At 71.9% G+C, this 26,458-nt stretch carries 20 protein-coding genes and 2 pseudogenes; 8 read left to right on the top strand and 14 right to left on the bottom strand.

The genetic code is table 11. The features are described from left to right. Positions 1-18 precede the first annotated feature (18 nt). The 3 genes from R2740_RS09580 to mce all read right to left on the bottom strand — a co-directional run bounded on the left by R2740_RS09580 (position 19) and on the right by mce (position 3,154). The gene (locus R2740_RS09580; protein WP_371302460.1) at positions 19-1,179 is read right to left on the bottom strand and encodes a hypothetical protein; all 1,161 of its coding nucleotides are present in this window, start codon (positions 1,177-1,179) and stop codon (positions 19-21) included. Positions 1,180-1,309: 130 nt separating this feature from the next. Then, complete coding sequence (gene ccrA, locus R2740_RS09585) at positions 1,310-2,647, bottom strand: crotonyl-CoA carboxylase/reductase (protein WP_371302461.1); 1,338 nt, start codon at positions 2,645-2,647, stop codon at positions 1,310-1,312. A 36-nt stretch (positions 2,648-2,683) separates the two neighbouring features. After that, the gene (gene mce, locus R2740_RS09590; RefSeq protein WP_371302462.1) at positions 2,684-3,154 is read right to left on the bottom strand and encodes a methylmalonyl-CoA epimerase; all 471 of its coding nucleotides are present in this window, start codon (positions 3,152-3,154) and stop codon (positions 2,684-2,686) included. A gap of 178 nt (positions 3,155-3,332) precedes the next feature. On the opposite strand from mce, the gene R2740_RS09595 reads away from it, so the two are divergent. From R2740_RS09595 to R2740_RS09610, 4 genes are all read left to right on the top strand, one after another. Beyond that, on the top strand, positions 3,333-4,517 hold the full coding sequence (locus tag R2740_RS09595) for an acetyl-CoA C-acetyltransferase (protein ID WP_371302463.1): 1,185 nt from the start codon (positions 3,333-3,335) through the stop codon (positions 4,515-4,517). 13 nt (positions 4,518-4,530) lie between these two features. Further along, positions 4,531-5,499 (top strand): methylmalonyl Co-A mutase-associated GTPase MeaB, encoded by a 969-nt coding sequence (meaB, locus tag R2740_RS09600; RefSeq protein ID WP_371302464.1) that lies wholly within the window; start codon positions 4,531-4,533, stop codon positions 5,497-5,499. A gap of 82 nt (positions 5,500-5,581) precedes the next feature. Next, positions 5,582-5,752 (top strand): hypothetical protein, encoded by a 171-nt coding sequence (locus tag R2740_RS09605; protein ID WP_371302465.1) that lies wholly within the window; start codon positions 5,582-5,584, stop codon positions 5,750-5,752. A gap of 13 nt (positions 5,753-5,765) precedes the next feature. Next, positions 5,766-6,290, top strand: a complete 525-nt coding sequence (locus tag R2740_RS09610; protein WP_371302466.1) for a PH domain-containing protein — start codon at positions 5,766-5,768, stop codon at positions 6,288-6,290. A 19-nt stretch (positions 6,291-6,309) separates the two neighbouring features. On the opposite strand, the gene R2740_RS09615 is transcribed toward R2740_RS09610, so the two are convergent. After that, a complete protein-coding gene (locus R2740_RS09615) occupies positions 6,310-7,056 on the bottom strand; it encodes an SDR family NAD(P)-dependent oxidoreductase (protein ID WP_371302467.1) in 747 nt (248 codons plus the stop codon). A 181-nt stretch (positions 7,057-7,237) separates the two neighbouring features. On the opposite strand from R2740_RS09615, the gene R2740_RS09620 reads away from it, so the two are divergent. Next, on the top strand, positions 7,238-8,404 hold the full coding sequence (locus R2740_RS09620) for an acetyl-CoA hydrolase/transferase family protein (RefSeq protein WP_371302640.1): 1,167 nt from the start codon (positions 7,238-7,240) through the stop codon (positions 8,402-8,404). A gap of 61 nt (positions 8,405-8,465) precedes the next feature. Beyond that, on the top strand, positions 8,466-9,383 hold the full coding sequence (locus R2740_RS09625; protein ID WP_371302468.1) for a co-chaperone YbbN: 918 nt from the start codon (positions 8,466-8,468) through the stop codon (positions 9,381-9,383). Here R2740_RS09625 and R2740_RS09630 read toward each other — a convergent pair. After that, entirely contained in the window at positions 9,369-10,283 is a 915-nt protein-coding gene (locus R2740_RS09630) for a LysR family transcriptional regulator (RefSeq protein ID WP_371302469.1), read from the bottom strand. The two genes, R2740_RS09625 and R2740_RS09630, sit on opposite strands and share 15 nt — an antisense overlap. A gap of 150 nt (positions 10,284-10,433) precedes the next feature. Between R2740_RS09630 and R2740_RS09635 the strand changes: the two are divergent. Beyond that, positions 10,434-11,135: pseudogene (locus R2740_RS09635) on the top strand (EamA family transporter); the annotation flags it as partial. A gap of 103 nt (positions 11,136-11,238) precedes the next feature. On the opposite strand, the gene ppdK reads toward R2740_RS09635, so the two are convergent. From ppdK to R2740_RS09680, 9 genes and pseudogenes are all read right to left on the bottom strand, one after another. After that, the gene (gene ppdK / locus R2740_RS09640) at positions 11,239-13,905 is read right to left on the bottom strand and encodes a pyruvate, phosphate dikinase (RefSeq protein WP_371302470.1); all 2,667 of its coding nucleotides are present in this window, start codon (positions 13,903-13,905) and stop codon (positions 11,239-11,241) included. A gap of 113 nt (positions 13,906-14,018) precedes the next feature. Beyond that, positions 14,019-14,249, bottom strand: a complete 231-nt coding sequence (locus tag R2740_RS09645; RefSeq protein ID WP_371302645.1) for a hypothetical protein — start codon at positions 14,247-14,249, stop codon at positions 14,019-14,021. Continuing rightward, on the bottom strand, positions 14,177-14,479 hold the full coding sequence (locus tag R2740_RS09650; protein ID WP_371302471.1) for an NUDIX domain-containing protein: 303 nt from the start codon (positions 14,477-14,479) through the stop codon (positions 14,177-14,179). Before R2740_RS09650 ends, R2740_RS09645 begins: the two co-directional genes overlap by 73 nt. A gap of 81 nt (positions 14,480-14,560) precedes the next feature. Beyond that, a complete protein-coding gene (locus tag R2740_RS09655) occupies positions 14,561-15,058 on the bottom strand; it encodes a GNAT family N-acetyltransferase (protein WP_371302472.1) in 498 nt (165 codons plus the stop codon). Between the two features lie 643 nt (positions 15,059-15,701). Next, positions 15,702-16,106: pseudogene (locus R2740_RS09660) on the bottom strand (hypothetical protein); the annotation flags it as partial. Between the two features lie 273 nt (positions 16,107-16,379). Next, positions 16,380-18,572, bottom strand: a complete 2,193-nt coding sequence (gene glgB / locus R2740_RS09665; protein WP_371302473.1) for a 1,4-alpha-glucan branching protein GlgB — start codon at positions 18,570-18,572, stop codon at positions 16,380-16,382. Then, complete coding sequence (locus tag R2740_RS09670) at positions 18,569-20,017, bottom strand: hypothetical protein (protein WP_371302474.1); 1,449 nt, start codon at positions 20,015-20,017, stop codon at positions 18,569-18,571. Before R2740_RS09670 ends, glgB begins: the two co-directional genes overlap by 4 nt. After that, the gene (treS, locus tag R2740_RS09675) at positions 20,014-21,756 is read right to left on the bottom strand and encodes a maltose alpha-D-glucosyltransferase (RefSeq protein WP_371302475.1); all 1,743 of its coding nucleotides are present in this window, start codon (positions 21,754-21,756) and stop codon (positions 20,014-20,016) included. Before treS ends, R2740_RS09670 begins: the two co-directional genes overlap by 4 nt. Further along, positions 21,753-23,741: an alpha-1,4-glucan--maltose-1-phosphate maltosyltransferase gene (locus R2740_RS09680; RefSeq protein WP_371302476.1), complete on the bottom strand. Its 1,989-nt coding sequence runs from the start codon at positions 23,739-23,741 to the stop codon at positions 21,753-21,755. The genes treS and R2740_RS09680 overlap by 4 nt, the downstream gene beginning before the upstream one ends. A gap of 130 nt (positions 23,742-23,871) precedes the next feature. On the opposite strand from R2740_RS09680, the gene glgP reads away from it, so the two are divergent. Next, entirely contained in the window at positions 23,872-26,457 is a 2,586-nt protein-coding gene (gene glgP / locus R2740_RS09685; protein WP_371302477.1) for an alpha-glucan family phosphorylase, read from the top strand. Position 26,458 lies beyond the last annotated feature (1 nt).

Here is a 26,458-nt window from a genome sequence, read left to right on the forward strand (position 1 = left end):
GGCGCCCCAGGCCCCGAGTCACTCGTCGCTGTCGTCGGCCTCGGTGGTCGGCTCGGCCTCGTCGGCCGTGTCGGTGTCGGCCTCGTCGCTGTCATCCTCGTCGTCGCGGCTGGTGAAGCCCGCCACCACGTCCTTGAGGGAGGCCAGCTGGGCGCCGATCGCGTCGCGACGCCGGCTGACCTTGGCAAGCTCGGCCTTGGCGGCCGCCAGCGCCTTGTCGGCGTCGACGGTGGCGGAGGACTTGATCGACTCGGCCTGGTCCTGGGCCGCCGCCACGATCTGCTCGGCCTCGCGACGGGCGCGGGTGAGCAGGGTCTCGGACTCCTGCTGGGCGGACTGGCGGTGCTGGGTGGCCTGGTGGGTGGTCTCGCGGGCGCGCTGCTCGGCGGCCGCGGCGCGCTGCTCGGCCTCGTCGACCAGGCGCTTGGTCTCGGCGGTGGCCTGCGCGTGGTGGTCGGTGGCCTCCTTGGCCAGCCGCTCCTTCTCCACCGCGAGGGTGCGCCGGGCCTCCTGCACCTCGCGGTCGGCGGCCGCGCGCATCTGGTCGGCCTCGCGCTGCACGTTGGTGCGCAGCTCACTGGCCTCCTGCTCGGCGGCCAGCTTGAGCTGGTCGGCCTCGCGCTGCGCCGTGGCGCGCAGGTCGTCGGACTCCGCCTTGGCCAGCTCGCGCTCCTGCTCGGCCTCCGAGATCAGCCGGGCGCGGGAGTCCTCGACCTCCTTGGTCATCGCGGCCCGGTCGGCCTCGATGTCGCGCTTGGCGTCGGAGCGCAGGGCGCGGGCGTCGCGCTCGGCCTGCTCCTTGACCTCGGCGGCCGCCTTGGCGGCGGCGTCGCGGACGTCGGCCGCCTCCTCCTCGGCGAGCCGGAGCATCGCCGAGGCCCGGCCGCCGAGGCCGGCATAGGACGGGGTCTGGTTCTCGGTCAGCTCCTGGCGGAGCTGCTCCAGCTCCTTGCGCAGCGACGCGACGCTCTTCTCGGAGTCGGCGAGCCGGGCGTCGACGCCGGCCCGCTCGCTGGCCAGCTGGCGCAGCCGGGCATCCACCGCCGCGGTGTCGTAGCCACCGCGACGCACCAGCGGCAGCCCCCCCGCGGATGCCGACGGCGCACCTGGCGCTGCTGCGGTCTTGGTGCCGGCGTCCCCATCGCCGTCGTCGAAGATGGACAGGCCCTGCTCGCTCATCGGTGGTGATCCTCTTCCGTGGGGGGTTGTGGGGTCGATCGTAAAGACCGCCTCCCAGTCTGTCGGATCATCCGACCACAGGACACCCCGGGTCGGGGGTGCAAACCGGAATCTCGGAGCCCGAGAAGGTTCACACCCCGCGGAACCGGTTGATCTCCTCCAGGTGCCGGTCGCGCATCTCGTGGTCGCGCACGCCGAGCCCCTCCTCCGGAGCCAGGCACAGCACGCCGACCTTGCCCTGGTGGGCGTTCCGGTGCACGTCGAGGGCCGCCTGGCCGACCTCCTCGAGCGGGTAGGTCTGCGACAGGGTCGGGTGGATCATCCCCTTCGAGACCAGCCGGTTGGCCTCCCAGGACTCGCGGTAGTTCGCGAAGTGGGAGCCGATGATGCTCTTCAGGTTCATCCAGAGGTAGCGGTTGTCGTACTGGTGCAGGTAGCCGCTGGTCGAGGCGCAGGTGACGATGGTGCCGCCCTTGCGGGCGGCGTAGACCGAGGCGCCGAAGGTCTCGCGCCCCGGGTGCTCGAAGACGATGTCGACGTCCTCGCCGCCGGTCAGCTCACGGATCCGGGCACCGAACCGGCGCCACTCCTTGGGGTCCTGGGTCTGCTCGTCCTTCCAGAAGCGGTAGCCCTCCTCGGACCGGTTGATGATCAGCTCTGCGCCCATGGAGCGGCAGATGTCGGCCTTCTCCTCGCTGGACACGACACAGACGGGGACGGCGCCGCCGTTGAGGGCGTACTGCGTGGCGAAGCCGCCGAGGCCGCCCGAGGCGCCCCAGATCAGGACGTTGTCGCCCTGCTTCATGCCGGCGCCGTTGCGCGAGACCAGCTGGCGGTAGGCCGTGGAGTTGACCAGCCCGGGCGAGGCGGCCTCCTCCCAGGTCAGGTGGCCGGGCTTGGGCATCAGCTGGTTCGACTTCACCAGCGCGATCTCGGCCAGCCCGCCGAAGTTGGTCTCGAAGCCCCAGATCCGCTGCTCGGGGTCGAGCATCGTGTCGTTGTGGCCGTCGGGCGACTCCAGCTCCACCGAGAGGCAGTGGGCCACGACCTCGTCGCCGGCCTTCCAGAGGTGGACACCGGGGCCGGTGGCGAGCACCACGCCGGCCAGGTCGGACCCGACGACGTGGTAGGGCAGGTCGTGACGCTTGGCCAACGGCGAGAGCCGGCCGTAGCGCTCCAGGAAGCCGAAGGTCGACACCGGCTCGAAGATCGAGGTCCACACGGTGTTGTAGTTGATCGCGCTGGCCATCACGGCCACCAGCGCCTCACCGGGGCCGAGCTCGGGCACCGGCACCTCGTCGACATGCAGCGACCGGCGCGGGTCCTTCTCGCTGCTCGGCACCCCCTCGAACATGTCGGCCTCGTCCTTGTGGACGGTCACGCCGCGGTAGGACTCAGGCACCTCCAGGGCGGCGAAGTCGGCGGTCGGGGTGTCTCCGGCGAGGATGGCGTCGAGGATCTGCTGCACGGGGTCTCCTGGTGTCGGTGGGTCTCGCTGGGGGCGTCATTGGGCGGAGGCGGCGGGCTCGACCAGCTCGACCAGGACGCCGCCGGCGTCCTTGGGGTGGATGAAGTTCACCCGCGAGCCGGAGGTCCCGCGTCGCGGGGCGTCGTACAGCAGCCGCAGGCCGCGGGCACGCAGCTCGTCGGACACCGCCGCCACGTCGGCGACCCGGAAGGCCAGCTGTTGGATGCCGGGTCCCGAGCGGTCGAGGAACTTCGCGATGGTGGACTCCGGCGTGAGCGGCGCGAGCAGCTGCAGACACGAGTCGGTGTCCCCGACGGCGACCATCGCCTCACGCACCCCTTGCTCCTCGTTGGTCTCCTCGTGCACCACCCGCATGCCGTAGGCGTCGCGGTAGAACGCGATGGCGGCGTCGAGGTCGGGCACGGCGATGCCGACGTGGTCGATCGCGGTGAACAGGTGCGCGGGGAGAGTCCCGCCGGGCTCGGGGGCGGAGGGGGCGCCGGTCATGGCGGACATGTTCGTACGCCGCCCTCCCGGCGCGCGAGTGCATGTGACCTGTTCCTCATCATCGGCGGGTCCGTGCCCCTCGCCCCGTGCGGACCCGGTGGGTAGGGTCGCCGGTGTCGGCCGAGGCGGCCTGAGGCCCGCTCCCTCGGCCCTTCTGTCACTCGCCCTGGAGGTCAGCATGTCCGGATCCGTGATCGTCGCCGGTGCCCGCACCCCGATCGGCCGCCTGCTCGGCGGGCTGAAGGACCTGTCGGCCGCGGACCTGGGCGGCGTGGCCATCGAAGGGGCGCTGGGGAAGGCCGGGGTCGCCCCCGACCAGGTGGAGTACGTCATCATGGGCCAGGTGATCCAGGCCGGTGCCGGCCAGATCACCGCTCGTCAGGCCGCCGTCAAGGCCGGCATCCCGATGACGGTCCCGTCCATCACCATCAACAAGGTCTGCCTGTCCGGCATCAACGCGATCGCGATGGCCGACCAGCTGATCCGCGCCGGCGAGCACGAGATCGTCGTGGCCGGCGGCATGGAGTCGATGACCCAGGCCCCGCACCTGCTGCCGAAGTCCCGTGAGGGCTTCAAGTACGGCGACACCGCGCTGGTCGACTCGATGGCCTACGACGCGCTCTACGACCAGTTCACCGACCAGGCGATGATCGGGCTCACCGACGCGTGCAACGCGGCGGGCGCGAAGCTGACCCGTGAGGAGCAGGACGCCTTCTCGGCCCGATCCCACCAGCGGGCCGCCGAGGCGTGGAAGAACGGCCTGTTCGACGACGAGGTGGTGCCGGTCACCATCTCCAGCCGCCGCGGCGACGTCGTCGTCTCCCAGGACGAAGGGGTGCGCGGCGACACCACGACCGAGAGCCTGGCCGGCCTCCGGCCGGTCGGCAAGGACGGCACCATCACCGCAGGGTCGGCCTCCCAGATCTCCGACGGTGCCTGCGCCGTCGTGGTGATGAGCAAGGCCAAGGCCGAGGAGCTCGGGCTCACCTGGCTGGCCGAGATCGGCGCCTCGGGCCAGGTCGCCGGTCCCGACTCCACCCTGCAGCTGCAGCCGGCGCGGGCCATCGAGAAGGCTGCCGCCAAGGAGGGCATCGCGGTCTCCGACATCGACCTGTTCGAGCTCAACGAGGCCTTCGCCGCCGTCGGCATCGAGTCGGCGCGGCAGCTCGGCATCGACGAGGACCGCGTCAACGTCAACGGCGGCGCCATCGCGCTCGGCCACCCGGTCGGCATGTCCGGCGCGCGGATCGTGCTGCACCTCGCCCTGGAGCTCCAGCGCCGCGGCGGTGGCGTCGGCGCGGCGGCCCTGTGCGGCGGCGGCGGCCAGGGCGACGCCCTCATCGTCCGCGTCCCCGCCTCCTGAGACCCGCCGGCCGGTGGCCCGCTCCGCGCCGGTCGGGGAGCTCGTCGCACGGGCCCGTGCGGGTGACGCCCGCGCCGTGGCCCGGCTGATCTCCTGGGTCGAGGACGAGACGCCCGCGCTGCGCGAGGTGATGGCGGCGCTCGCCCCGGACACCGGCCGCGCCCACGTCGTGGGGGTGACCGGACCACCCGGCGTGGGCAAGTCGACCACGACCTCCGCCCTGGTCGCGGCGCTGCGCCGCGCCGGGCGGCGGGTGGGCGTGCTGGCGGTCGACCCGTCCTCGCCGTTCTCCGGCGGCGCGCTGCTGGGTGACCGGGTGCGGATGGGCGAGCACGCCGTCGACCCCGGCGTGTTCATCCGCTCGATGGCCTCGCGCGGCCATCTCGGAGGTCTCGCGTGGAGCACCCCCCAGGCGCTGCGGGTCCTCGATGCCGCCGGCTTCGACGTGGTCCTCGTCGAGACCGTCGGTGTCGGCCAGAGCGAGGTCGAGGTGGCGGCGCTGGCGGACACCACGGTGGTGCTGATGGCCCCCGGCATGGGGGACGGCATCCAGGCCGCCAAGGCGGGCATCCTGGAGATCGGCGACGTCTACGTCGTCAACAAGGCCGACCGTGACGGCGCCGACCGGCTGCGTCGCGAGCTGCGCGGCATGCTGTCCCTCGCCGATCGTCCCGATCCTGGCTGGACCACCCCGGTGCTGGCCACCGTGGCCTCCCGGGGCGAGGGCGTCGCCGACCTCCTCGACGCGGTCGAGTCGCACCACGCCTGGCTGACCGGCAGCGGAGAGCTGGCCCGGCGTCGTACCCGCCGGGCGTCGGCGGAGGTCGAGGCGATCGCGGTGGCGGGCCTGCGCACCCGCTGGGGCGGCGTCGGCCACGACCACCTGGAGCTGCTGGCGGCCGAGGTGGCGCAGGGCGTGCTGGACCCCTACGCCGCCGCCGACAGGCTGCTCACCGGCCCCACCGCCCCCGAGAGTGGCTGACCGCGCGCCTCACGCACTCGGGGCGGCGTTGCTGCTAGGAAAGAGCCGACATGTCCGCATCGCCATGCCGGGAGCGACCACGATGAACGCGAAGAAGCTGTTCCTCATCGTGGTCGTGGTGTTCCTGGGGTTCTGGATGTTCACCGACCCCAACGGGCTCGCCCAGGCCGCCCGCGCCGGGGTCGGGCAGGTCTGGGACCTCGCGACCCAGCTCTTCTCGGCCGTCATCGACTTCATCGCGGCTCTCACCTGACCGGGGCCGTGCGATGAGCCTGCTCGCCAGACTCGAGCCCGACATCGGCAGGCATCTGCTGCGCGACGAGGGTGAGGACGTCGTCGACGTGATCACCAAGCACTGGGCGGCCTACACCCGCCCGCTGGTGGAGGCGGCCGTCGCCCTGGTGCTGCTGGCGACGATCCCGTTCGTCGACCTCGACCTCGCCTGGGTGCCGTTGGTGCTCTGCCTGGCCGTGCTGGCGCACGCCGTGTGGCGCTCGCTCCAGCTGAAGGTCGACCGCTTCGTCGTCACCAACATGCGGGTGTTCCGGATCCACGGTGTGCTCAACCGGCAGATGGCCACGGTGCCGCTGATCCGGATCCTCGACATCACCGTCGAGAAGCCACTGACCGGTCGGCTGCTGGGCTACGGCCACTTCGTCTTCGAGTCGGCGGCCCAGGAACAGGGGCTCCGGGAGATCCGCTTCGTCGCGCGCCCCGACGTCCGCGACCTGGAGATCCAGCGGATGCTGCAGCGCTCCGGCATCAGGGGTGGCCCCCGCGTCAACCGCTGAGGTGCCGGCGGCCGGAGCCTCAGCCGAGGGTGCCACCCACCGGCAGCGTCTGCCCGCTGAGTCCGGCGGCACCGCTGCTGGCCAGGAACAGGGTGAGGTCGAGGACCTGCTCCTGCACGATGGTCAGGCCGGTCGTGCGGGTGAGCAGCTGGCCCGTCGCGCCGTCGGCACCCGGGCGCGCTGACCAGCCGGCGCCACTGCGGGGAGCGGGCACGGCGACCGGCGCGGTGATGCTGTTGACGCGGACGCCGAGCCGGCCCCAGGTGCTGCCGAGGCGGTGCGTGGTCCGCTCGAGCTCGGCGTCGGGCCCGGGCCCGCCCGCGGCCAGGGCGAACCAGCCGCGGGTGGCCGGCAGGTTGACGATGCTCCCGCCTCCACGCATCTCGCTGCTCGCCATCCGGTGCCGGAGCCGGGTGGCCAGCTGGAGCGGCCCGATCAGCGTGAGGCGAGCGGCCTGGCCCAGGAACTCGCGCTCGCTGTCGTCGGCGGCGGTGCTGATCCGCGGGGCGGCGGCGTTGACGAGGATGTCGACCGGGCCGAGCAGCTCGGCGAGCGCGGCGATCTCGTCACCGTCGGTCAGGTCGACCTGGTGGTAGCCGAACCGGGCCACGATCGGATCGTAGAAGGAGACCAGCGAGGCGGTGCCGGTCACCGTCACCTCGGCGCCCGCCTCGGCCAGCGAGGCGGCCACCTGCAGGCCGAGTCCGCGAGTGCCCCCCGTGACGAGAGCCCGACGACCCGAGAAGTCGTAGCTGGCTAGGCCCACGGCTCTCCTCTTCGTCGCCCTCGTCGTCCATGGTGCCGAGTCGACACCCGGGTTTCAACGTAGGGGAAGCGGCCAACCCTCGGCCACCCGGGGACCCCGGCTGACATGGGCCCCGCGGGACTGGTGCAATGGGTGCGTGAACCTGTCGACGCTGCTGGCCGATCTTCCCGAGAACCCGCGGGTGGTCGCGACCGGCAACCACGTGACGCCGTGGCACACCCTCGGGATGCTGGACGCCGCGCTGCCGGCGTACCGGTTGTGGGTGCTCAACGGGCAGGCCGGGCTCCCGCAACGCGAGGGGGTGACCCTGGAGACGTCGTTCGTCGGCCCCGCACAGCGCCGTTCCCCCCAGATGTCCTACGTGCCGTGCCGGCTGTCGCTGGTGCCGCTGCTGTTCCAGGGACCGCAGGTGCCCGACCTGGTGCTGCTGCACACCACGCCGCCCGAGGGCGGCAAGGTGTCGCTCGGGACGGAGGTCAACGTGCTGCCCGCCGCGGTGGAGTCCTGCCGCCGGCACGGCGGCAAGGTCATCGCGCAGGTCAACGCCTCGATGCCCTGGACGTACGGCGACGCCGAGCTCTCCGTCGACGACATCGACCTGTTCGTCGAGGCCGACGGCCCGCTGCCCACCGCTCCGGTCACCGCGATCGACGACGACTCCGCCCGGATCGGCGCGCTGGTGGCGGCCCGGGTGCCCGACGGCGCGACGCTGCAGGCGGGCATCGGGGCGGTGCCCGATGCGAGCCTGCGCGGGCTCACCACCCGCTCCGGGCTGCGGGTCTGGACCGAGATGTTCTCCGACAGCATCCTGGCCCTCGAGCGGGCCGGCGCGCTGGACCGGCAGGTCCCGATCACGGCGTCGTTCCTGTTCGGGTCGCCCGAGCTGATGGAGTGGGTCGACCGCAACGAGCGGATCCACATGGTGCGCACCGAGGTGACCAACGACCCGGCGCTGATCGCGCGCAACCCGGCCATGGTGTCGGTCAACACCGCCCTCCAGGTCGACCTGTTCGGCCAGGCCAACGCCTCGCGGATCAACACCCGGATCTTCTCCGGGTTCGGCGGCCAGACGGACTTCATCGTCGGGGCGCTGCACAGCCACGGGGGGCAGGCGATGATCGCGCTGCGCTCGTGGCACCCCAAGGCCGACTGCTCGACGATCGTGCCGCTGGTCGACGAGCCGGTCACGTCGTTCCAGATGAGCGCGGTGGTGACCGAGCAGGGGGCCGCCCAGGTGTTCGGCAGCGACCAGAAGACGCAGGCCCGCCAGCTGATCGAGAACTGCGCCCACCCGCAGGTCCGCGAGGAGCTCTGGGAGGAGGCGGAGGCGCTGGGCCTGGCCCCATGAGCTCGCCCCAGGAAGCGACCGCCGCGGCGTCCTGCTGGGGCGCTCTCCTAGGATGGCGGCCATGACGCAGCAGCCCTTCAGCCGCCCCGGAGCGGTCGACCTCACGGGTCTCGGGAGCGCCCCGGCCGCGGCCGGCGCGACCACGGGGGCCGCCGGGTCGGCGTACTCCCTGCCGATCGACGAGCAGAACTTCCAGGCCGTCCTGGAGTCGTCGATGACGGCGCCGGTGCTGCTGGTCTTCTTCTCGCGCAGCCGGATGCCGGAGTCGGGGCAGCTCGCCGACGACCTCGAGACGCTGGCCGGCGAGTTCGAGGGGCGCTTCCTCGCCGGGCTGGTCGACATCGACGCGACCCCGCAGATCGCCCAGGCGATGCAGATCCCGAGCGTGCCGCTGGTCGTGGTGGTCCTGGAGGGGCGGCCGATGCCGCTGCTGCAGTCGGCGGTGCCCCTGGAGGAGCTCCGCGCGGCGCTCACCCAGGTGCTCCAGCAGCTGACCGCGCAGGGGATCACCGGTCGACACACGCCGCGGGCCACCGCCACCGCCGACGACGAGGGAGCGGACCAGGTCGACCCCCGCTACGCCCCGGCCTACGACGCGCTGGAGGCCGGCGAGGTGGACACCGCGATCGCGGAGTTCCAGAAGCTCGTCGACGCCAACCCGGCCGACACCGAGGCGTCGGCCGGGCTCGCGATGGCCTCGATCCTGAAGCGGACCCAGGGCGTCGACCTCGACAGCGCGCGCGCCGCCGCGGCCGCGGCTCCCGACGACGTCGCCGCCCAGACCCTGGTGGCCGACCTCGACATGCTCGGCGGTCACGTCGAGGACGCCTTCGCCCGGCTGGTCGGCCTGGTGGCGCGGAGCGCGGGCGATGACCGTGACCGTGCTCGCCAGCACCTCCTCGACCTGTTCGCCGCCGTCGGCAACGAGGACCCCCGGGTGCTGCGCGGCCGGCAGAACCTCGCCTCAGCGCTCTTCTGAGCTCCGGGCGGGCGGCGCCGTCAGGGCCGCCAGCACCGCCTGCACCGCCGGCGCCGCGTGCATGCTCCGCCGATGGACCGCGACGATCTGCCGGCTCGGCACCGGCTCGGTCGCCGGGACGGCGATCACCGAGGCGGGGAGCGGGCTGCGGCCCAGCCGCGGCACCAGGGCGATGCCGAGCCCCCGGGCGACCAGCGCGATCTGGGAGTCGAACTCCGCACAGCGGTGCCCGATCCGCGGGGCGGCCCCGGTGCCGTCGTACATCCGCTCGAGCCACTGCCGGCAGATGGTCCCCTCGGGGGTCGCGACCCAGCTCTCGGTCAGCAGGTCGGCGGGCCGCAGGACCGGAGCGGTGGCCAGCCGATGGCCCGACGGCACCAGGACGTCGGCCACGTCGGTGCCGAGGTCGTGGCGCACGAGCGCCTCCGGGACGTCGATCGGGACATCACCCCAGCTGTGCACCACGCCGAGGTCATAGCCCCCGCCGGCCACCTGGCTGACCGCGGCCCAGGGCTCGCCCTCGTCGAGCTCGAGCCGTAGCCGGGGGTGCTGCGAGGTCACCCGGGCCGCGGCGTCGGCGACCAGGCCGCGCATGGCGGTCGAGAAGGCCACCACCCGCAAGGTGCCGGACACCGCCTCGGACCGGGACTGCAGCTCGGACTCGAGCGTCTCGAGCTCCACCAGCAGGCGGCCGCTGCGCGCCGCCAGCTCCCGACCCGCGGGGGTCAGCGCGACGCCGCGGCCGACCCGCTCGAGCAGGCGCACGCCGGTGTCGCGCTCCAGGCGCTTGACCTGCTGGGAGACCGCGCTCGGGGTGAAACCGAGCTCGAGGGCGGCGGCGGAGACCGAGCCGGTGGTGGCGACGGACCGCAGCGAGCGCAGGGTGGCCAGGTCGATCATGAAGCGATGCTACCGAGAAGTGTCAACGATCATTCGCTGGTGCTTCATCTGTGGACCGGGCATGCTCGTCGTGTGACCTCTCGTGACCGGGCCGGCCTCGTGCTGGTCACGTTGATCTGGGGGCTCAACTTCGTCGTGATCGACTGGGGGATGGTCGGCGTGCCGCCCCTGGTGTTCGCGGCCGTGCGCGTCTCGCTGGTGATGCTGCCGGCGCTCTGGCTGCCCCGTCCCGCCGTGCCGTTCCGCTACGTCGTCGCGGTGGGCGCGTTCATGTCGCTGGGCCAGTTCGGCCTGCTCTACGTCTCGCTCGACCTCGGGATGCCGCCCGGGCTCGCCTCGCTCGTGCTCCAGGCCCAGGTCGTCTTCACGGTGGTGGTGGCGGCGCTCGCGCTGGGGGAGCGGCCGCTGCCCTGGCAGCTCGCCGGGGTCCTGGTCGGCAGCCTCGGGCTGGTGGTGATCGGCTGGACCCGAGGGGCCACCGGGCTGGGCTGGGCAGCCTTGGCGACCTGTGTGCTCGCGGCGCTGTCGTGGGCGATCGGCAACGTGGTGGCCCGGGCCGCCGGCGTGCGCGGCGGGCTGTCGCTCACCGTCTGGTCGGCGGTGGTCGTGCCGGTGCCGCTGCTCGCGCTGGCGCTGGTGGTCGACGGGCCGGGCGCGGTCGCCGACGGGTTCGCGGCCTTCGGACCGCGGGCGGCGCTGTCGACGGCGTACACCGCGGTGCTGGCGTCGTTCGTCGGCTACGGGATCTTCAACTCGATGCTGGCGAAGTACCCGTCCGCGGTGGTGGTGCCGTGGATCCTCTTGGTGCCCGTCTTCGGGATGAGCTCGGCGTGGCTGCTCCAGGGCGAGCGGCCGGACCCGACCGAGCTCCTCGGCGGGCTGGTGCTGCTCGCCGGGGTGCTGCTGGCGAGCCGGGCCCGGGTGCAGGCCGGCCCCGGCGCCACCGGGGTCCGACTCAGGCCTTGTCGAGCGCCGACCTGCCTGCTTCGAGCCGGGCCACCGGGACCCGGAACGGCGAGCACGACACGTAGTCGAGCCCGACCTCGTCGAAGAAGTGGATCGAGTCCGGGTCACCACCGTGCTCACCGCAGACACCCAGGTGGATCTCGGGTCGGGCCTCGCGGCCGGCCTTCGCGGCGTGCCGCACCAGGGCCCCCACCCCCTCGCGGTCGATCGACTCGAACGGCGAGACCTGGAAGACCCCCGCATCGAGGTACTGCGAGAAGAACGCCGCCTCGACGTCGTCGCGCGAGAACCCCCAGGTCATCTGGGTGAGGTCGTTGGTGCCGAAGGAGAAGAACTCCGCCGCGGGCGCGATCTGGTCGGCGGTGAGCGCCGCTCGCGGCAGCTCGATCATGGTGCCGATGTGCACCGGCAGCTCCACGCCCTCGGTCTCTTGGATGTCGTGGGCGACCTCGAGGATCTGGGCGCGCACCAGCTGGAGCTCCCTGACCGAGGCGACCAGCGGGATCATGATCTCGGGTCGCGGGTCACCTCCGGCCTTGATGCGGGCGGCGGCGGCCTCGAGCACCGCTCGGGCCTGCATGGTGAACAGCCCCGGGATCACGATGCCGAGCCGGACGCCGCGCAGGCCGAGCATCGGGTTCTGCTCGTGGAGGCGGCGGACGGCGTCGAGGAGCTTGCGCTGGTGCTTCTTGCGGTGGCCCCGGACATCGGCGACCGCCATCGACACCGACAGCTCGGTGAAGTCGGGGAGGAACTCGTGCAGCGGCGGGTCGATCAGCCGGATGGTGACGGGCAGGCCGTCCATCGCCTCGAGGATCTCGGTGAAGTCCTGACGCTGGAGCGGCAGGAGTTCGCCCAGTGCGGTCTCGCGCTCCTCGTCGTTCTCGGCCACGATCAGGTGCTCGACGAGGACGCGCCGGTCGCCGAGGAACATGTGCTCGGTGCGACACAGGCCGATGCCGCGGGCTCCGAACCGGCGGGCCCGGGCGGCGTCCTCGGGAGTGTCGGCGTTGGTGCGCACCTCGAGCCGCCTGGTGGCGTCGGCGTGCTCCATCAGCCGGCGTACGGCGTCGACCAGCGGGTCGTCGACGTCCTGGCCCTCGAAGTAGCGCACCACGTGGGAGTCGGCCACGGGCACCGCGCCACCGAAGATCTCCCCGGTGGTGCCGTCGATGGAGATCAGGTCGCCCTCGTGGATCGTCGGGCCGCCGCGCACCGAGAACCGGCCGTGCCGGGTGTCGACGTCGAGCGCCTCGGCGCCGCAGACGCAGGTCCGGCCCATGCCGCGGGCCACCACCGCGGCGTGCGAGGTCTTGCCGCCGCGGCTGGTGAGGATGCCCTTGGCGACCATCATCCCGTGGAGGTCCTCGGGGCTGGTCTCCTTGCGCACGAGGATGACGTCCTCGCCCCGCTCGGCCCAGTCGACGGCGGTGGCCCAGTCGAAGACGACCTTGCCGACGGCGGCTCCCGGGGAGGCGTTCATGCCGGTGGCGATGAGGTTGCGCTGCGCGCTGTCGTCGAAGCGCGGGAACATCAGCTGGGCCAGCTGCTGTCCGGTGACCCGCTGCAGCGCCTCGTCCATCGAGATCAGACCCTCGTCGGCCATGTGGACGGCGATCCGGAACGCCGCCTCGGGAGTGCGCTTGCCGACGCGCGTCTGCAGCATCCAGAGCTTGCCCTGCTCGACGGTGAACTCGATGTCGCACATGTCGCGGTAGTGCTTCTCGAGCTTGTCCATGATCTGCATCAGCTCGTCGTGGGACGTCGGGTCGAGCTCGGCCATGTCGTCGAGGGAGACGGTGTTGCGGATGCCCGCCACGACGTCCTCACCCTGGGCGTTGGCGAGGTAGTCGCCGTAGACCCCCTGGTGGCCGGAGGCGGGGTCGCGGGTGAAGCCCACGCCGGAGCCCGAGGTCATGCCGCGGTTGCCGAAGACCATGGCCTGGACGTTGACGGCGGTGCCGAGGTCCTCCGGGATCCGCTCGGAGCGGCGGTAGAGCACCGCACGCTCGGTGTTCCAGGAGTCGAAGACGGCGCGGACGGCCAGATCGAGCTGCTCGCGCGGGTCCTGCGGGAACGGCCGGCCGGTCTCCTGCTGGATGATCGCCTCGTAGCGTTCGGCGACCGCCTGCAGGTCGGCCACGTCGAGGTCGAGGTCGGCGGTCGTGCCCTTGGCGGACTTGGCCTCGTCGAGCGCCTCGGAGAACAGCTCGGAGTCGACGCCGAGCACGGTCGAGCCGAACATCTGGAGCAGGCGGCGGTAGGAGTCGGCGGCGAACCGCTCGTTGTCACTCTGGGTGGCCAGGCCGCGGATCGACTCGTGGGTCAGCCCGATGTTGAGGACGGTCTCCATCATGCCGGGCATCGAGAACTTCGCACCGGACCGGACCGAGACCAGCAGCGGGTCCTTCGGGTCGCCCAGCGTGCGACCCATCGCCTGCTCGAGCGTGGCCAGGTGCTCGGTGACCTGGTCGGCGAGCTCGGCGGGCTCGCTGCCCTCCCGGAGGTAGGCCTGACAGGCCTCGGTCGTGATCGTGAACCCCGGGGGCACGGGGAGGCCGAGATTGGTCATCTCGGCGAGGTTGGCGCCCTTGCCACCCAAGAGATCCTTCTGGTCCTTGTTGCCGTCCGCGAAGTCGTACACGTAAGTGGTCACGTTCCGATCTAAGCACCCCGCGGCCTCGGTGCCGAGGGCACGCCCGGCGGGGTGAGGCGGACCACGCTCTCGGGTGGCCCCTGTCGGTCGCCGACGTCGGCCCGTGCGGCGGGTCAGCCGCGACCCGACTCGGAGTACGCCGCGCCGCCGCCGCGACGTCGGGCCTCCAGGGCCGCCGAGATCCGCCGCGCGGTGAAGTCGGCGGCCCGGTCGGCGACCTGCTCGCGGCTGCAGAAGGCGACGTCCTTGATCTCCCGCGGGTCCTTGACGATCAGGTCGAGCAGACCGGGTCCAGGGTGCCGCCGTCGAAGACCAGGCAGATCGCGTCGTCCCAGCCGCCCCACGGAGGCAGCCAGTCGGTCAGCAGCAGCGGGCCCGGCTCGAGGTCGAGCCCGAGCTCCTCGACGACCTCGCGGGCGAGCCCGTCGCGTGGCGACTCGCCCACCTCGATCACGCCACCCGGCAGGTCCCAGTCGCGCTTGTAGGTGAGCTGGCACAGCAGGACCCGATCGTCGGGGTCGCAGACCAGCAGCTGGCTGATGCCACGCTTGCGGGGCAGGATCGAGTTCAGCAACGCCCGGAACCCTCCGGGTCGCTGATCGGCGGGTCGGCCGCGAGCCTGGCCAGGACGACGTACTCCGTGGCGTCGGGGCGGTCACCCATCCCGCTCTCGACGCGGCGTACTCCCTCGCGGCGCAGGCCGGCCCGGCTCGCCACCCGCAGGGAGGGCAGGTTGCGCGCGTCGATGACGGCCTCGACGGCGCAGCCCGGCGCCGCCGTCGTCGTGAGGGGTGAGCGCCCAGTCGGTGACCAGCCGGGTCGCGCGGGCCGCCAGGCCGCGCCCCCGCTCGCCCGCCCACAGCGCCCAGGAGACGCGGCCGACTCCGCTCTCGGTGCCCGGCGTGAGCTCCACGGAGCCGGCCGGTCGCCCCTCGTGCTCGATCACGAACGGGGCGACGGCGACACCCGCGCGCCTGGCTCGTCGCCACTCCTCGACCAGGGCGCGATAGTCGGCGGCCGTCGGCGGGCCCTCCTGGTGGTTCCAGTAGCCGATCTCCTGGTCGTGACCGGCCGCCGCGGCCTCGTAGTCGTCCTCGCGCCATCCCCGGAGCGTCACGTCGCCGTCGGTCAGCGTGGGAACGTCGGGGCTCATCTGGCGCAGCCTACGGGGTGGTGCGGGTTGGTTGCTTCACCATGCTGAAGGGTGTAGGTGCACTTGGCACGACGAACTGGGCATGCCAAGCGACGCTTCGCCGACTCAGCATGGTGAACCTCCAACCCAAACCAGCCGGGACGTGAGCAGCAGCCGGACTCAGGCGGCCCGGCGGCGAAGGTAGCGACGCAGGCGGTCGGCGGCGGTCTCACGGGGACGGTCGAGGTCGGACCACGTGAGTCGGATCATTCCGAGAAGCCGGTTGCCTCACGCATGCGGTCTTCTCGCCGCTTCTCGGCGAAGACGACCTCGCCCGGGTCCTGTCCGGGGCGGAGCAGGCGGCCGTACTTCCACCGCCCGTCGAACTCGCCCAGCGCCCGAGCTCGGCCAGCCCCAGTCGCTGTAGCCGATGAGCACACCGTCCGGACCGCGAACCTCGTACTGCGTCACGGGAGCACCGAATGCCCGCCCAGCGGAACAGCCAGCGACCCGGACTCGCCCGGGCTCTGACCGCCCCGATCTGCCATCCGGACCGGAAGGTGCAGGTGCTGGGTGCGCGGGCCACTGGCGCATGAGCTGCGGAACTGGGCCATCCAGAGCACTTGCTCCTGGTCAGCGCCCGTGGCGAGCGCGGAGTCGAGCATCACCAGTGCGCGCTCGGGGGTGACCAGCGTCCCGGCCTCGAGCGCACAGCGGGCGGCCGTGAGCCCGTTGGCAAGAAGAGTCCCTGACCTGGACGACGTCCGCCAGCCTCGGACGTGGTGAACGACGTCGTTCTCGATCGGCCGCCATCGTCGAGCCGCGTCACGTGGACGCGGTCGAGGGGGACCCGCCAGGTCGCGATGCCGTGCTCGAGCGCAGCCGAGACATGGCTCAAGGCGACGCGGCTGCCGAGCGAGTGGATCACCGCGCGGGCGCGGAGACGGTGTCGTTGCAGCTCGTCGAGTGCGAGCCAGGCCTCGGTGCCGGTGTAGTAGCCGCGGCGGATCCGGTGCCACTCGCCCGAGCGGACGGCTCGGTCGATGGCCCGCTCGTGGAGTCCGATCGCCCGCGCGTCGGACGCGGGTGAAGAACGTCAGGAGTCGCGGTCCTGGAGGATGCGCCCACCCTGGGCGTCACGGTGCACGTCACGGCCGCACCGGCGTACTCGCCGCCCGGTGGACAGGCGCACGATCGACTCGCCTGTGTACGACGACGGGCACGCCGAGCCGGGGTGCAGGGTTGCTTCACCATGCTGAGTAGGTGCCGGTGCACTTGGCACGACGAACTGGGCGTGCGAAGTGCGGTCTCACCTACTCAGCATGGTGAACCTCCACACCCGTCACGCCCGCCGGAGCCACACCGTGGCCAAAGGAGGTACGACGATCGTGGCGCTGGCCGGCTGGCCGGAGAACTCGCCGGCGACCGCCTCGGTCCCGCCCAGGTTGCCGACGCCCGAGCCGGCGTAGGCCTCGGCGTCGGTGTTGAGCACCTCCTCCCAGCGACCGGCGGAGGGGAGGCCGAGCTGATAGCCGTCGTGCGGCAGCGCGGCGAAGTTGGCCAGGCAGACCAGGTCGGGGCCGTCGCCGCCGCGACGCACGAAGGAGAAGACGTTGCGTCCGGCGTCGTTGGCGTCGATCCAGTCGAAGCCACCGGGCTCGTTGTCGCGGGCCCACAGCGACGAGGTGTCGCGATAGACCCGGTTGAGGTCGCGGACCAGCGACTGCATGCCGCGGTGCTCGGGGTGGTCGAGCAGCCACCAGTCGAGCTCGCGCGCCTCGGCCCACTCCGACTCCTGGCCGAGCTCGGCGCCCATGAACAGCAGCTGCTTGCCGGGGTGGGCCCACATGAAGGCGAGGTAGGCCCGGAGGTTGGCCAGCTGCTGCCACCGGTCGCCCGGCATCTTGCGCAGCAGCGACCCCTTGCCGTGGACGACCTCGTCGTGGCTCAGCGGCAGCACGAAGTTCTCCGACCACGCGTAGACGGTGGAGAACGTCATCTCGCCGTGGTGGTAGGACCGGTGCACGGGGTCGTGCTCCATGTAGGCCAGCGAGTCGTGCATCCAGCCCATGTTCCACTTGAACCCGAAGCCGAGCCCCTCGACCGAGGTCGGACGGGTCACCCCCGGCCACGACGTCGACTCCTCGGCCACGGTGATCGCGCCCGGCACCTGCTTGTAGACGGTGGCGTTCATCTCCTGCAGGAACTGGACCGCCTCGAGGTTCTCGCGACCGCCGTAGACGTTGGGCGACCACTGTCCCTCCTCGCGGGAGTAGTCCAGGTAGAGCATCGAGGCGACCGCGTCCACGCGCAGCCCGTCGATGTGGAACTCCTGCAGCCAGTAGAGCGCGTTGGCGACCAGGAAGTTGCGCACCTCGTGGCGCCCGAAGTTGAAGACGTAGGTGCCCCAGTCGGGGTGCTCGCCGCGGGTCGGGTTGGGGTCCTCGTAGAGCGGGGTCCCGTCGAAGCGGGCCAGCGCGAAGGAGTCCTTGGGGAAGTGCGCCGGCACCCAGTCGACGATCACGCCGATCCCTGCCTGGTGCAGCCGGTCGACCAGGTAGCGGAACCCGTCGGGGTCGCCGAAGCGCGCCGTCGGCGCGTAGTACGACGTCACCTGGTAGCCCCAGGAGCCGCCGAACGGGTGCTCCATCACCGGCAGGAACTCCACATGGGTGAACCCGAGGTCGACGACGTAGGCGACCAGCTCGTCGGCCAGCTGGCCGTAGTTGAGCGTCGTCCCCCACGGCTTGCGCCACGACCCCAGATGCAGCTCGTAGACCGACATCGGCCGCTGCACCGCCGCGTGGTCGCCGCGATGGGCCATCCACTCGTCGTCGCCCCAGTCGTAGTGCGACGCATAGACCACCGACGCGGTCGACGGCGGCACCTCGGTGTGGAACGCCATCGGGTCGGCCTTCTCGCGCCACTCGCCGTCGGCGCCGAGCAGCAGGAACTTGTAGCGGCTGCCGGAGCCGACGTCGGGCACGAACAGCTCCCAGACCCCGGAGGTGCCGAGCTGGCGCAGCGGGTGCTCGCGCCCGTCCCAGTTGTTGAAGTCGGCCTTCACCCGCACGCCGCGCGCCGCGGGCGCCCACACCGCGAACGAGGTCCCCGTGACGGCACCGGTGGGGGAGTCGTAGGTGCGCACGTGCGCACCCAGGACCTTCCACAGCTGCTCGTGGCGGCCCTCGTTGAACAGGTGGAGGTCGGTCTCGCCGAGGGTCGGCAGGAAGCGGTAGGGGTCGTCGATCAGGGTGGGCTCGGAGTCGTAGGCGACGGCGATGCGATAGTCGGGCACCTCCGACACCGGCAGGACCCCGGCCCAGATGCCGCCGTGCTCGTGGGCGAGGGTGACCTCGCCGGTCTCCTCGCCCGCGGTCCAGCGCACCACCACGCTCGCGGCGAGCGGCTTGAAGACCCGCACCGTCACCGCCCCGTCGTAGACGTGCGGCCCGAGCACGGCGTGGGGGTGGCCGTGCTCGCCGCGGACGACCAGCTCGAGCTCCGCGCGGTCGATGGGGTGGATCTCGCTCATGACTCCCTCTTCCTCCGCGGGGGTTCCTCCGACCCGGATGGCCGTCGCTGGTGCCACCGTGCCAGGGCGTCGACCGGGATGGATACCCAGGTCGGCCGGTTGCGGGCCTCGTAGACCGCCTCGTAGACGGCCTTGTCGGCGACATAGGCGGTCAGGGTCACGTGCTCGTCGTCGGTCAGCTCCCGGCCGGCGTACGCCGTCAGGAAGGCGTCGCGGTTGCGGTCGGCCCACTCCGCTGCCCGGAAGGCGAGCTGGTCGTCGCTGGCCGGGTTCTCGCCGCCGGTGGTGCGCTCCACGACCCGGGCCGCGTAGTCGAAGGAGCGGATCATGCCCGCCACGTCGCGCCAGCGCGAGTCGGGCAGGGTGCGCTCGGCGAGCGGCTTGGCGGGCTCCCCCTCGAAGTCGACCAGCTTCCAGCCGCGCACGGTCCGCAGCGTCTGGCCCAGGTGCAGGTCGCCGTGGATGCGTTGGGTCTCCAGCCGGCCCAGCGCGCCGAAGCGGGCATAGGAGTCGCGCAGCATCGCCTCGTGGGCGGCGAGCTCGGGCACTACGGGCAGCGCGGCCTCGAGCCGGGCGACCATCTGCTGGGCCAGCTGGTCGGCCGACCTCACCTCGGAGCCGAGCTGCTCGAGCAGCGTGGCGTGGACCTCGGCGACGGCCTCGCCCAGCCGCGCCGCCTCGCCGGCGAAGTCGCCGCCCACCTCGTCGGCGTGCAGGTCGGCCTCGGCGTAGAGGTTGCGCACGCTGGCCTGCGCCAGGTCCCAGCCGTCGCTGGCGGTGCGCAGGAACTGCTGCAGCATGGCCAGGTGCATCATCCCGTCGGGAGCCTCGGCCCGGCCGGCGCCGTCGGCCTCGACCCAGCCGTAGAGCGCGGCGATGTGCTCGCTGCCGCCCCGGGTGAGCGTCTCGTGGAGCGTGATGTCGGGGTTCTCGCCCGGTGTGACCTTGCGGAACAGCTTGAGCAGCGAGTCGTCCCCGAAGGCCACCGAAGAGTTGGACTGCTCCCCGGAGAACAGCGTCGATCGGGCCTCGGCGTCCAGGTCGTGGCCCGGGACCCGACGGAAGCGCAGCCCGGAGTCGGGTGCGGTCCCGCCGTCGGCCTCCGGGTCCGCTGCGAGGAACGCGTGGAGGTACCTGGCCATCGCCGCCCGGTCGTGCACCGCGTCGTAGGCGTGGACGTACTCACCGTCGCCGCGGTCCCACCACCCGACGAAGGCGTGGTCGAGGTGCGGCTGCGGGTCGCGGTAGAGGGCCAACGGCAGCTGGTAGTAGTCCACGCCGCCCTCGTCGTCGTCGTAGTGCACCGGCACCAGGTGGACCGACACCAGGGGCTCGGCGTCGCCGTCGAGGGTGCCCAGGTGGAGCGGCTCCGCCACGGTGAAAGGCCGGCCCTTGCCGCCGAACCAGCGGGCGTTCTCGAGATAGGGGGTCAGGTCGTCGGTCACGGGGTGGCACCCTCCTCGGCGCCGGCCGGCCGGGTGAGTCGGAACCAGTAGAAGCCGTAGCCCGAGAGGGTCAGCAGGTAGGGCAGCTCGCCGATCGGGGGGAACGGCACGCCGCCCAGCAGCTCGACGGGCCGGCGGCCCTCGTAACGGCGCAGGTCGAGCTCCACGGGCTGTGGGAAGCGGGAGAGGTTGTTGACGCACAGGATGACGTCGAGGTGGCCGTCGGCGGTGGTGTACTCGCGGGCGTAGGACAGCACCGACGGGTTGGAGCCGCCGAGGTCGAGGAACTCGCCGAGGCCGAAGGCCGGGTGCTGCCGACGGGCATGGATCATCCGGCGGGTCCAGTGCAGCAAGGACGAGGCGTTCTCGAGCTGCGACTCCACGTTGACGCTCTGGTAGCCGAAGACCGGGTCCTGCACGAGCGGCAGGTGCAGTCGGCCCGGGGTGGCCGAGGAGAACCCGGCGTTGCGGTCGGGGGTCCACTGCATCGGCGTGCGTACGCCGTCCCGGTCGCCGAGCCAGATGTTGTCGCCCATGCCGATCTCGTCGCCGTAGTAGAGGACCGGCGACCCGGGCAGGGAGAGCAGCAGGGCCGTGAACAGCTCGATCTGGTTGGTGTCGTTGTCGAGCAGAGGCGCCAGCCGTCGGCGGATGCCGATGTTGGCCTTCATCCGGGGGTCCTTGGCGTACTCGGCCCACATGTAGTCACGGTCGTCGTCGGTGACCATCTCGAGCGTGAGCTCGTCGTGGTTGCGCAGGAAGATGCCCCACTGGCAGCCGTCGGGGATCGCCGGCGTCTGCTCGAGGATCTCCGAGATGGGATAGCGCGACTCGCGTCGAACCGCCATGAAGATGCGCGGCATCACCGGGAAGTGGAAGCACATGTGGCACTCGGTGCCGACCCAGGCGCCGTCGTCGGTGTGCTGACCGCCGAAGTAGTCGACCACGTCGGCCGGCCACTGGTTGGCCTCGGCGAGCAGCACCCGACCGGGGTAGTGCTCGTCGATGTAGGAGCGCACCTTGCGCAGGAAGTCGTGGGTCTCCGGGAGGTTCTCCCCGTTGGTGCCGGGACGTTCGTAGAGGTAGGGGACGGCGTCGAGCCGGAAGCCGTCCAGGCCCATGTCGAGCCAGAACGACAGCGCCTCCAGCATCGCGTCGTGGACCCGGGGGTTGTCGAAGTTGAGGTCGGGCTGGTGGCTGAAGAAGCGGTGCCAGAAGTACTGCTGGCGGACTGGGTCCCAGGTCCAATTCGACGGCTCGGTGTCGACGAAGATGACCCGGGCGTCCTGGTAGAGGTCGTCGGTGTCGGACCAGACGTAGAAGTCGCCGTAGGGGCCGTCGGGCTCGCTGCGAGAGGCCTGGAACCACGGGTGCGCGTCGCTGGTGTGGTTCATGACGAAGTCGATGATCACCCGGATGCCGCGGTCGTGGGCGGCCTGGACGAACGCCTTGAAGTCGTCGACGCTGCCCGCCTCGGGCAGGGTGTTGGTGTAGTCGGCGACGTCGTAGCCGCCGTCGCGCAGCGGTGAGGTGAAGAACGGCGGCACCCACAGGCAGTCGACGCCGAGCCAGGCGAGGTAGTCGAGCTTCTCGATCAGGCCCTTGAAGTCGCCGACGCCGTCGCCGTTGGAGTCGCGGAAGGAGCGGACCAGGACCTCGTAGAACACCGCGGTCTTGAACCACTCCGGCTGGTCCTCGTCGGTCGTCGACAGACCGGTCTGGCCGGTGGCTTGGCTCACGTGTGTCTCCGCACGGTCAGCACGTGGGCGGGCTCGTGGTGCGGGTCGAGCCGCACGTAGTTGTGCTCGTGCCAGGTCCACGACTGCCCGGTGATCTCGTCGTGGACGACGAAGGAGTCCTGCCAGTCGAGGCCGAGCGCGGGCAGGTCGAGGTGGACCGAGGTCTCGCGGGTGCCGTGGGGGTCGAGGTTGATGATCACGATCACCACGTCGTCGTCGCCGGCGTCACGGGGCGCGCGCTTGCTGAAGACCAGCACGGAGTCGTCGTCGCTGCCGTGGACGGTGAGGTTGCGCAGCAGCTGGAGTGCCGGGTGGGCGCGGCGGATCTCGTTGAGCCGGGTGAGGTACGGCGCCAGCGTGTGGCCGCTGGCCTCCGCCTCCGCCCAGTCGCGGACCCGGATCTGGTACTTCTCGGAGTCGAGGTACTCCTCGCTGCCGGGGCGGACCGCCACGTGCTCGTAGAGCTCGTAGCCGGCGTAGACGCCCCAGCTGGGGGAGCCGGTCGCGGCCAGCACCGCGCGGATCTTGAACGCCGGCGGGCCGCCGTACTGCAGGAACGCGTGCAGGATGTCGGGGGTGTTGACGAAGAAGTTGGGCCGCATCAGGTGGTCGGAGCCGCCCGAGAGCTCGCGGAGGTAGTCCTCGATCTCCCACTTGGCGGTGCGCCAGGTGAAGTAGGTGTAGGACTGGTGGAAGCCGACCGAGCCCAGCGCGTGCATCATGGCCGGTCGGGTGAACGCCTCGGAGAGGAACACCACGTCGGGGTCGGTGCGGCGGACCTCGCCCAGCAGCCACTCCCAGAACTCCACCGGCTTGGTGTGCGGGTTGTCGACGCGGAAGATCCGGACCCCGTGGGACATCCACAGGTGGACGATCCGGAGCACCTCGGCGCGGATGCCCTCGGGGTCGTTGTCGAAGTTGACGGGGTAGATGTCCTGGTACTTCTTCGGCGGGTTCTCGGCGTAGGCGATGGTGCCGTCGGCGCGCGTGGTGAACCACTCGGGGTGGGAGGTGACCCAAGGGTGGTCGGGGGCCGCCTGGAGCGCCAGGTCGAGGGCCACCTCGAGACCCAGGTCGCGGGCGCGGGCGACGAATGCGTCGAAGTCGTCGAAGTCGCCCAGGTCGGGGTGGATGGCGTCGTGGCCGCCGTCCTTGCTGCCGATGGCCCACGGCGAGCCGGTGTCGTCGGGCCCGGGGGTGAGCGTGTTGTTGGGCCCCTTGCGGTTGACCTCGCCGATCGGGTGGATCGGCGGCAGGTAGATCACGTCGAAGCCCATCGCCGCGACCGCGGGCAGCCGCTCGGCGGCGGTGCGCAGGGTGCCGCTGGTCACGGCGCCGGTCGCCGCGTCGCGCGTCGCACCCTCCGAGCGGGGGAAGAACTCGTACCAGCTGCCGTAGAGGGCGCGCGACCGGTCGGCGTACGCCGGGAAGGGGCCCTCGACGGTCACCAGCTCGCGGATCGGGTGCTTGCGCATCAGTGCCCGCACCTCGGGCGCCAGCAGTGCCGCCAGCCGCGCCTCGACCGGCCTCTTGGTGTCGCGCGCCGCCTCGAGGGCCGCCTTGACGATGGCCCGGCACGCGTCGTCCTTGCGGGGGAGGCGCTTCTGGACCTGCTGGAGCAGGAGCCGGCCCTCGGTGAACATCAGGTCGACGTCGACGCCGGCAGGGACCTTGATGCCCGCGTTGTGCGCCCAGGTGGCGAGGGGGTCGGACCAGGCCTGCACCTCGAACTGCCAGGCACCCTCGGCGTCGGGGGTGACCCAGGCGCGGTAGAGGTCGGGGACACCGCCGTCGGGGTCCATCCGCACCGGGTCGCGCCGCTTGCCGTCGGGGCCGGTCAGGACCACCTCGGCGGCGAGCTTGTCGTGCCCCTCGCGGAACACGCTCGCCGTGACCGGGAACGGCTCGCCGACCGTGGCCTTGGCGGGCAGCCGACCCCGGTCGACGAGGGGTGTCACGTGCATGACGGGGATGCGGCCGACCATGCGACAACCCTTGCGAAGTCCGACGCCCGATGCAAGGCGACCGGGGCCGCCCGCCGTCGGGGTCGGCAAAATCCCGCCCTGGGCCCGGGACGGGCTTGGAACGATCCAAACATTCGGCTAACGTCCCTTCGTGCGAGCGATCCGACGATTCACCGTCCGCCCCGTCCTTCCTGCCGAGCTGCAGCCGCTGGCTGAGCTGGTCGCCAACCTGCGGTGGTCGTGGCACCCACCCACGCAGGACGTGTTCCGGACGGTCGACCCCGAGGTCTGGGAGCAGGTCAACCACGATCCGGTCCGCCTGCTCGGCACCGTGAGCCGGGCCCGGCTCGAGGAGCTCGCCGGCGACGGGGAGTTCCTCGCCGCCCTCGGCGCGGCGCACGCCGACCTGACGGCGTACCTCACCGACGAGCGGTGGTACCACCAGCGCGGAGGCGAGGACGCCCCGGCGGCGATCGGCTACTTCTCCCCGGAGTTCGGCATCACCCACGTGCTCCCGCAGTACTCCGGCGGTCTCGGCATCCTCGCCGGCGACCACCTCAAGGCGGCGTCCGACCTGGGCGTGGCGCTGGTCGGCGTCGGTCTGCTCTACAAGTACGGCTACTTCAAGCAGTCGCTCTCCCGTGAGGGCTGGCAGCAGGAGACCTACCCCGTGCTCGACCCCGACGAGCTGCCGATCACGCCGCTGCGGGAGGCCGACGGCTCCCGGGCCACGGTCACGATCGCGATGCCCGACGGCCCCGACCTGGTGGCCCGGATCTGGGTGGCCCAGGTGGGCCGGGTGCCGCTGCTGCTCCTCGACAGCGACATGGAGGAGAACCCGCAGCACCTCCGCGAGGTCACCGACCGGCTCTACGGCGGCACCAGCGAGCACCGGCTGCGCCAGGAGCTGCTGCTGGGCGTCGGCGGCGTGCGGGCGCTGCGTGTCTACTCCCGGCTCACCGGCGCCCCCGACCCCGAGGTGTTCCACACCAACGAGGGACACGCGGGCTTCCTCGGCCTGGAGCGGATCCGCGAGCTCACGGTCGCCGAGGGTGGCCCGGGCCTCGACTTCGACACCGCGCTCGAGGTGTCGCGCGCGGGCACGGTGTTCACCACCCACACCCCGGTGCCGGCCGGCATCGACCGGTTCCCGCTTGAGCTGGTCGAGCAGTACTTCGGCGGCAACAGCCCGACCCCCGGCGTGCCGGTGGAGCGGATCGTGGCGCTGGGCGCCGAGGACTACGACGGCGGCGACCCGGCCGTGTTCAACATGGCGGTGATGGGCTTCCGGCTCGCCCAGCGGGCCAACGGCGTCTCGCTGCTGCACGGGCACGTCTCCCGCGGCATGTTCAACGGGCTGTGGCCGGCCTTCGACGAGGCCGAGGTGCCGATCGGCTCCATCACCAACGGGGTGCACGCCTCCACGTGGGTGGCCCGGGAGATCTTCGAGCTCGCCGCGGAGTACGGCGTCGACGTCGACGAGGACCCCGACCAGCTGTGGAGCCTGGTCGACAAGATCCCCGGCAAGGAGATCTGGGGCCTCAAGCGGGTGCTGCGCGAGCGGCTGGTGCTCGACGCGCGCGGCCGGCTCGCCAAGTCCTACGCCAAGCGCGGCTTCGCCCCCGCGGAGTACTCCTGGACCGACGCAGCACTCGACCCCGACGTGCTGACGATCGGCTTCGCGCGCCGGGTGCCGTCGTACAAGCGGCTGACGCTGATGCTGTCGGACCCCGAGCGGCTCAAGGCGCTGCTGCTGCACCCCGAGCGACCGGTGCAGCTGGTGATCGCCGGCAAGTCGCACCCCGCCGACGACGGCGGGAAGCGGCTGATCCAGGAGCTGGTGCGGTTCGCCGACGACCCGGAGGTCCGGCACCGCATCGTGTTCCTGCCCAACTACGACATCGCGATGGCGCAGCCGCTCTATCCCGGCTGCGACGTCTGGCTCAACAACCCGCTGCGGCCCTACGAGGCGTGCGGCACCTCCGGCATGAAGGCGGCGCTCAACGGCGGCCTCAACCTGTCGATCCTCGACGGCTGGTGGGACGAGTGGTACGACGGCTCCAACGGCTGGGCGATCCCGTCGGCCGACGGCGTGGACGACCCCGACCGGCGCGACGACCTCGAGGCCACCTCGCTCTACGACCTGATCGAGAACGAGGTCGCCCCGAAGTTCTACGACGTCGACGCCGACGGGGTGCCGCCCCGCTGGCTGGAGATGGTCCGGCACACCTTGAAGTCCCTCGGGCCCAAGGTGCTGGCGCGCCGGATGGTGCGCGACTACGTCCGCACCCTCTACGCCCCCGCCGCCCACAACGCGCGAGCCCTGAACTCCGACTTCGCCGGTGCGCGCGAGCTGACCGGGTGGAAGAAGCGGGTCCGCTCCTCATGGTCGGGCGTGCGGGTCGAGCACGTCGAGTCGAGTGGGGTGGGCGACGCTCCGGAGGTGGGTGCGACGTTGACCGTCCGCGCCTTCGTTGCGCTCGGCGAGCTGGGCCCGGCCGACGTCGACGTCCAGGTGGTCGCCGGCACCACCACGCCCGACGACCTGCTCCTCGACGACTCGGTCGAGGTGACGTCGATGGCGGTGGCCGAGACCTACGAGGGCGGCCGGTTCCGCTTCGACGCCGCCGTGGCGATCGACCACTCGGGTGCCTTCGGCTACACCGTCCGAGTGGTCCCGCGGCACCCCTCGCTCACCTCCGTCGCCGAGCTGGGGCTGGTGGCCCTGCCGGGCTGAG

The organism is Nocardioides sp., from assembly GCF_041393715.1.
Classification (GTDB): Bacteria; Actinomycetota; Actinomycetes; order Propionibacteriales; family Nocardioidaceae; genus Nocardioides.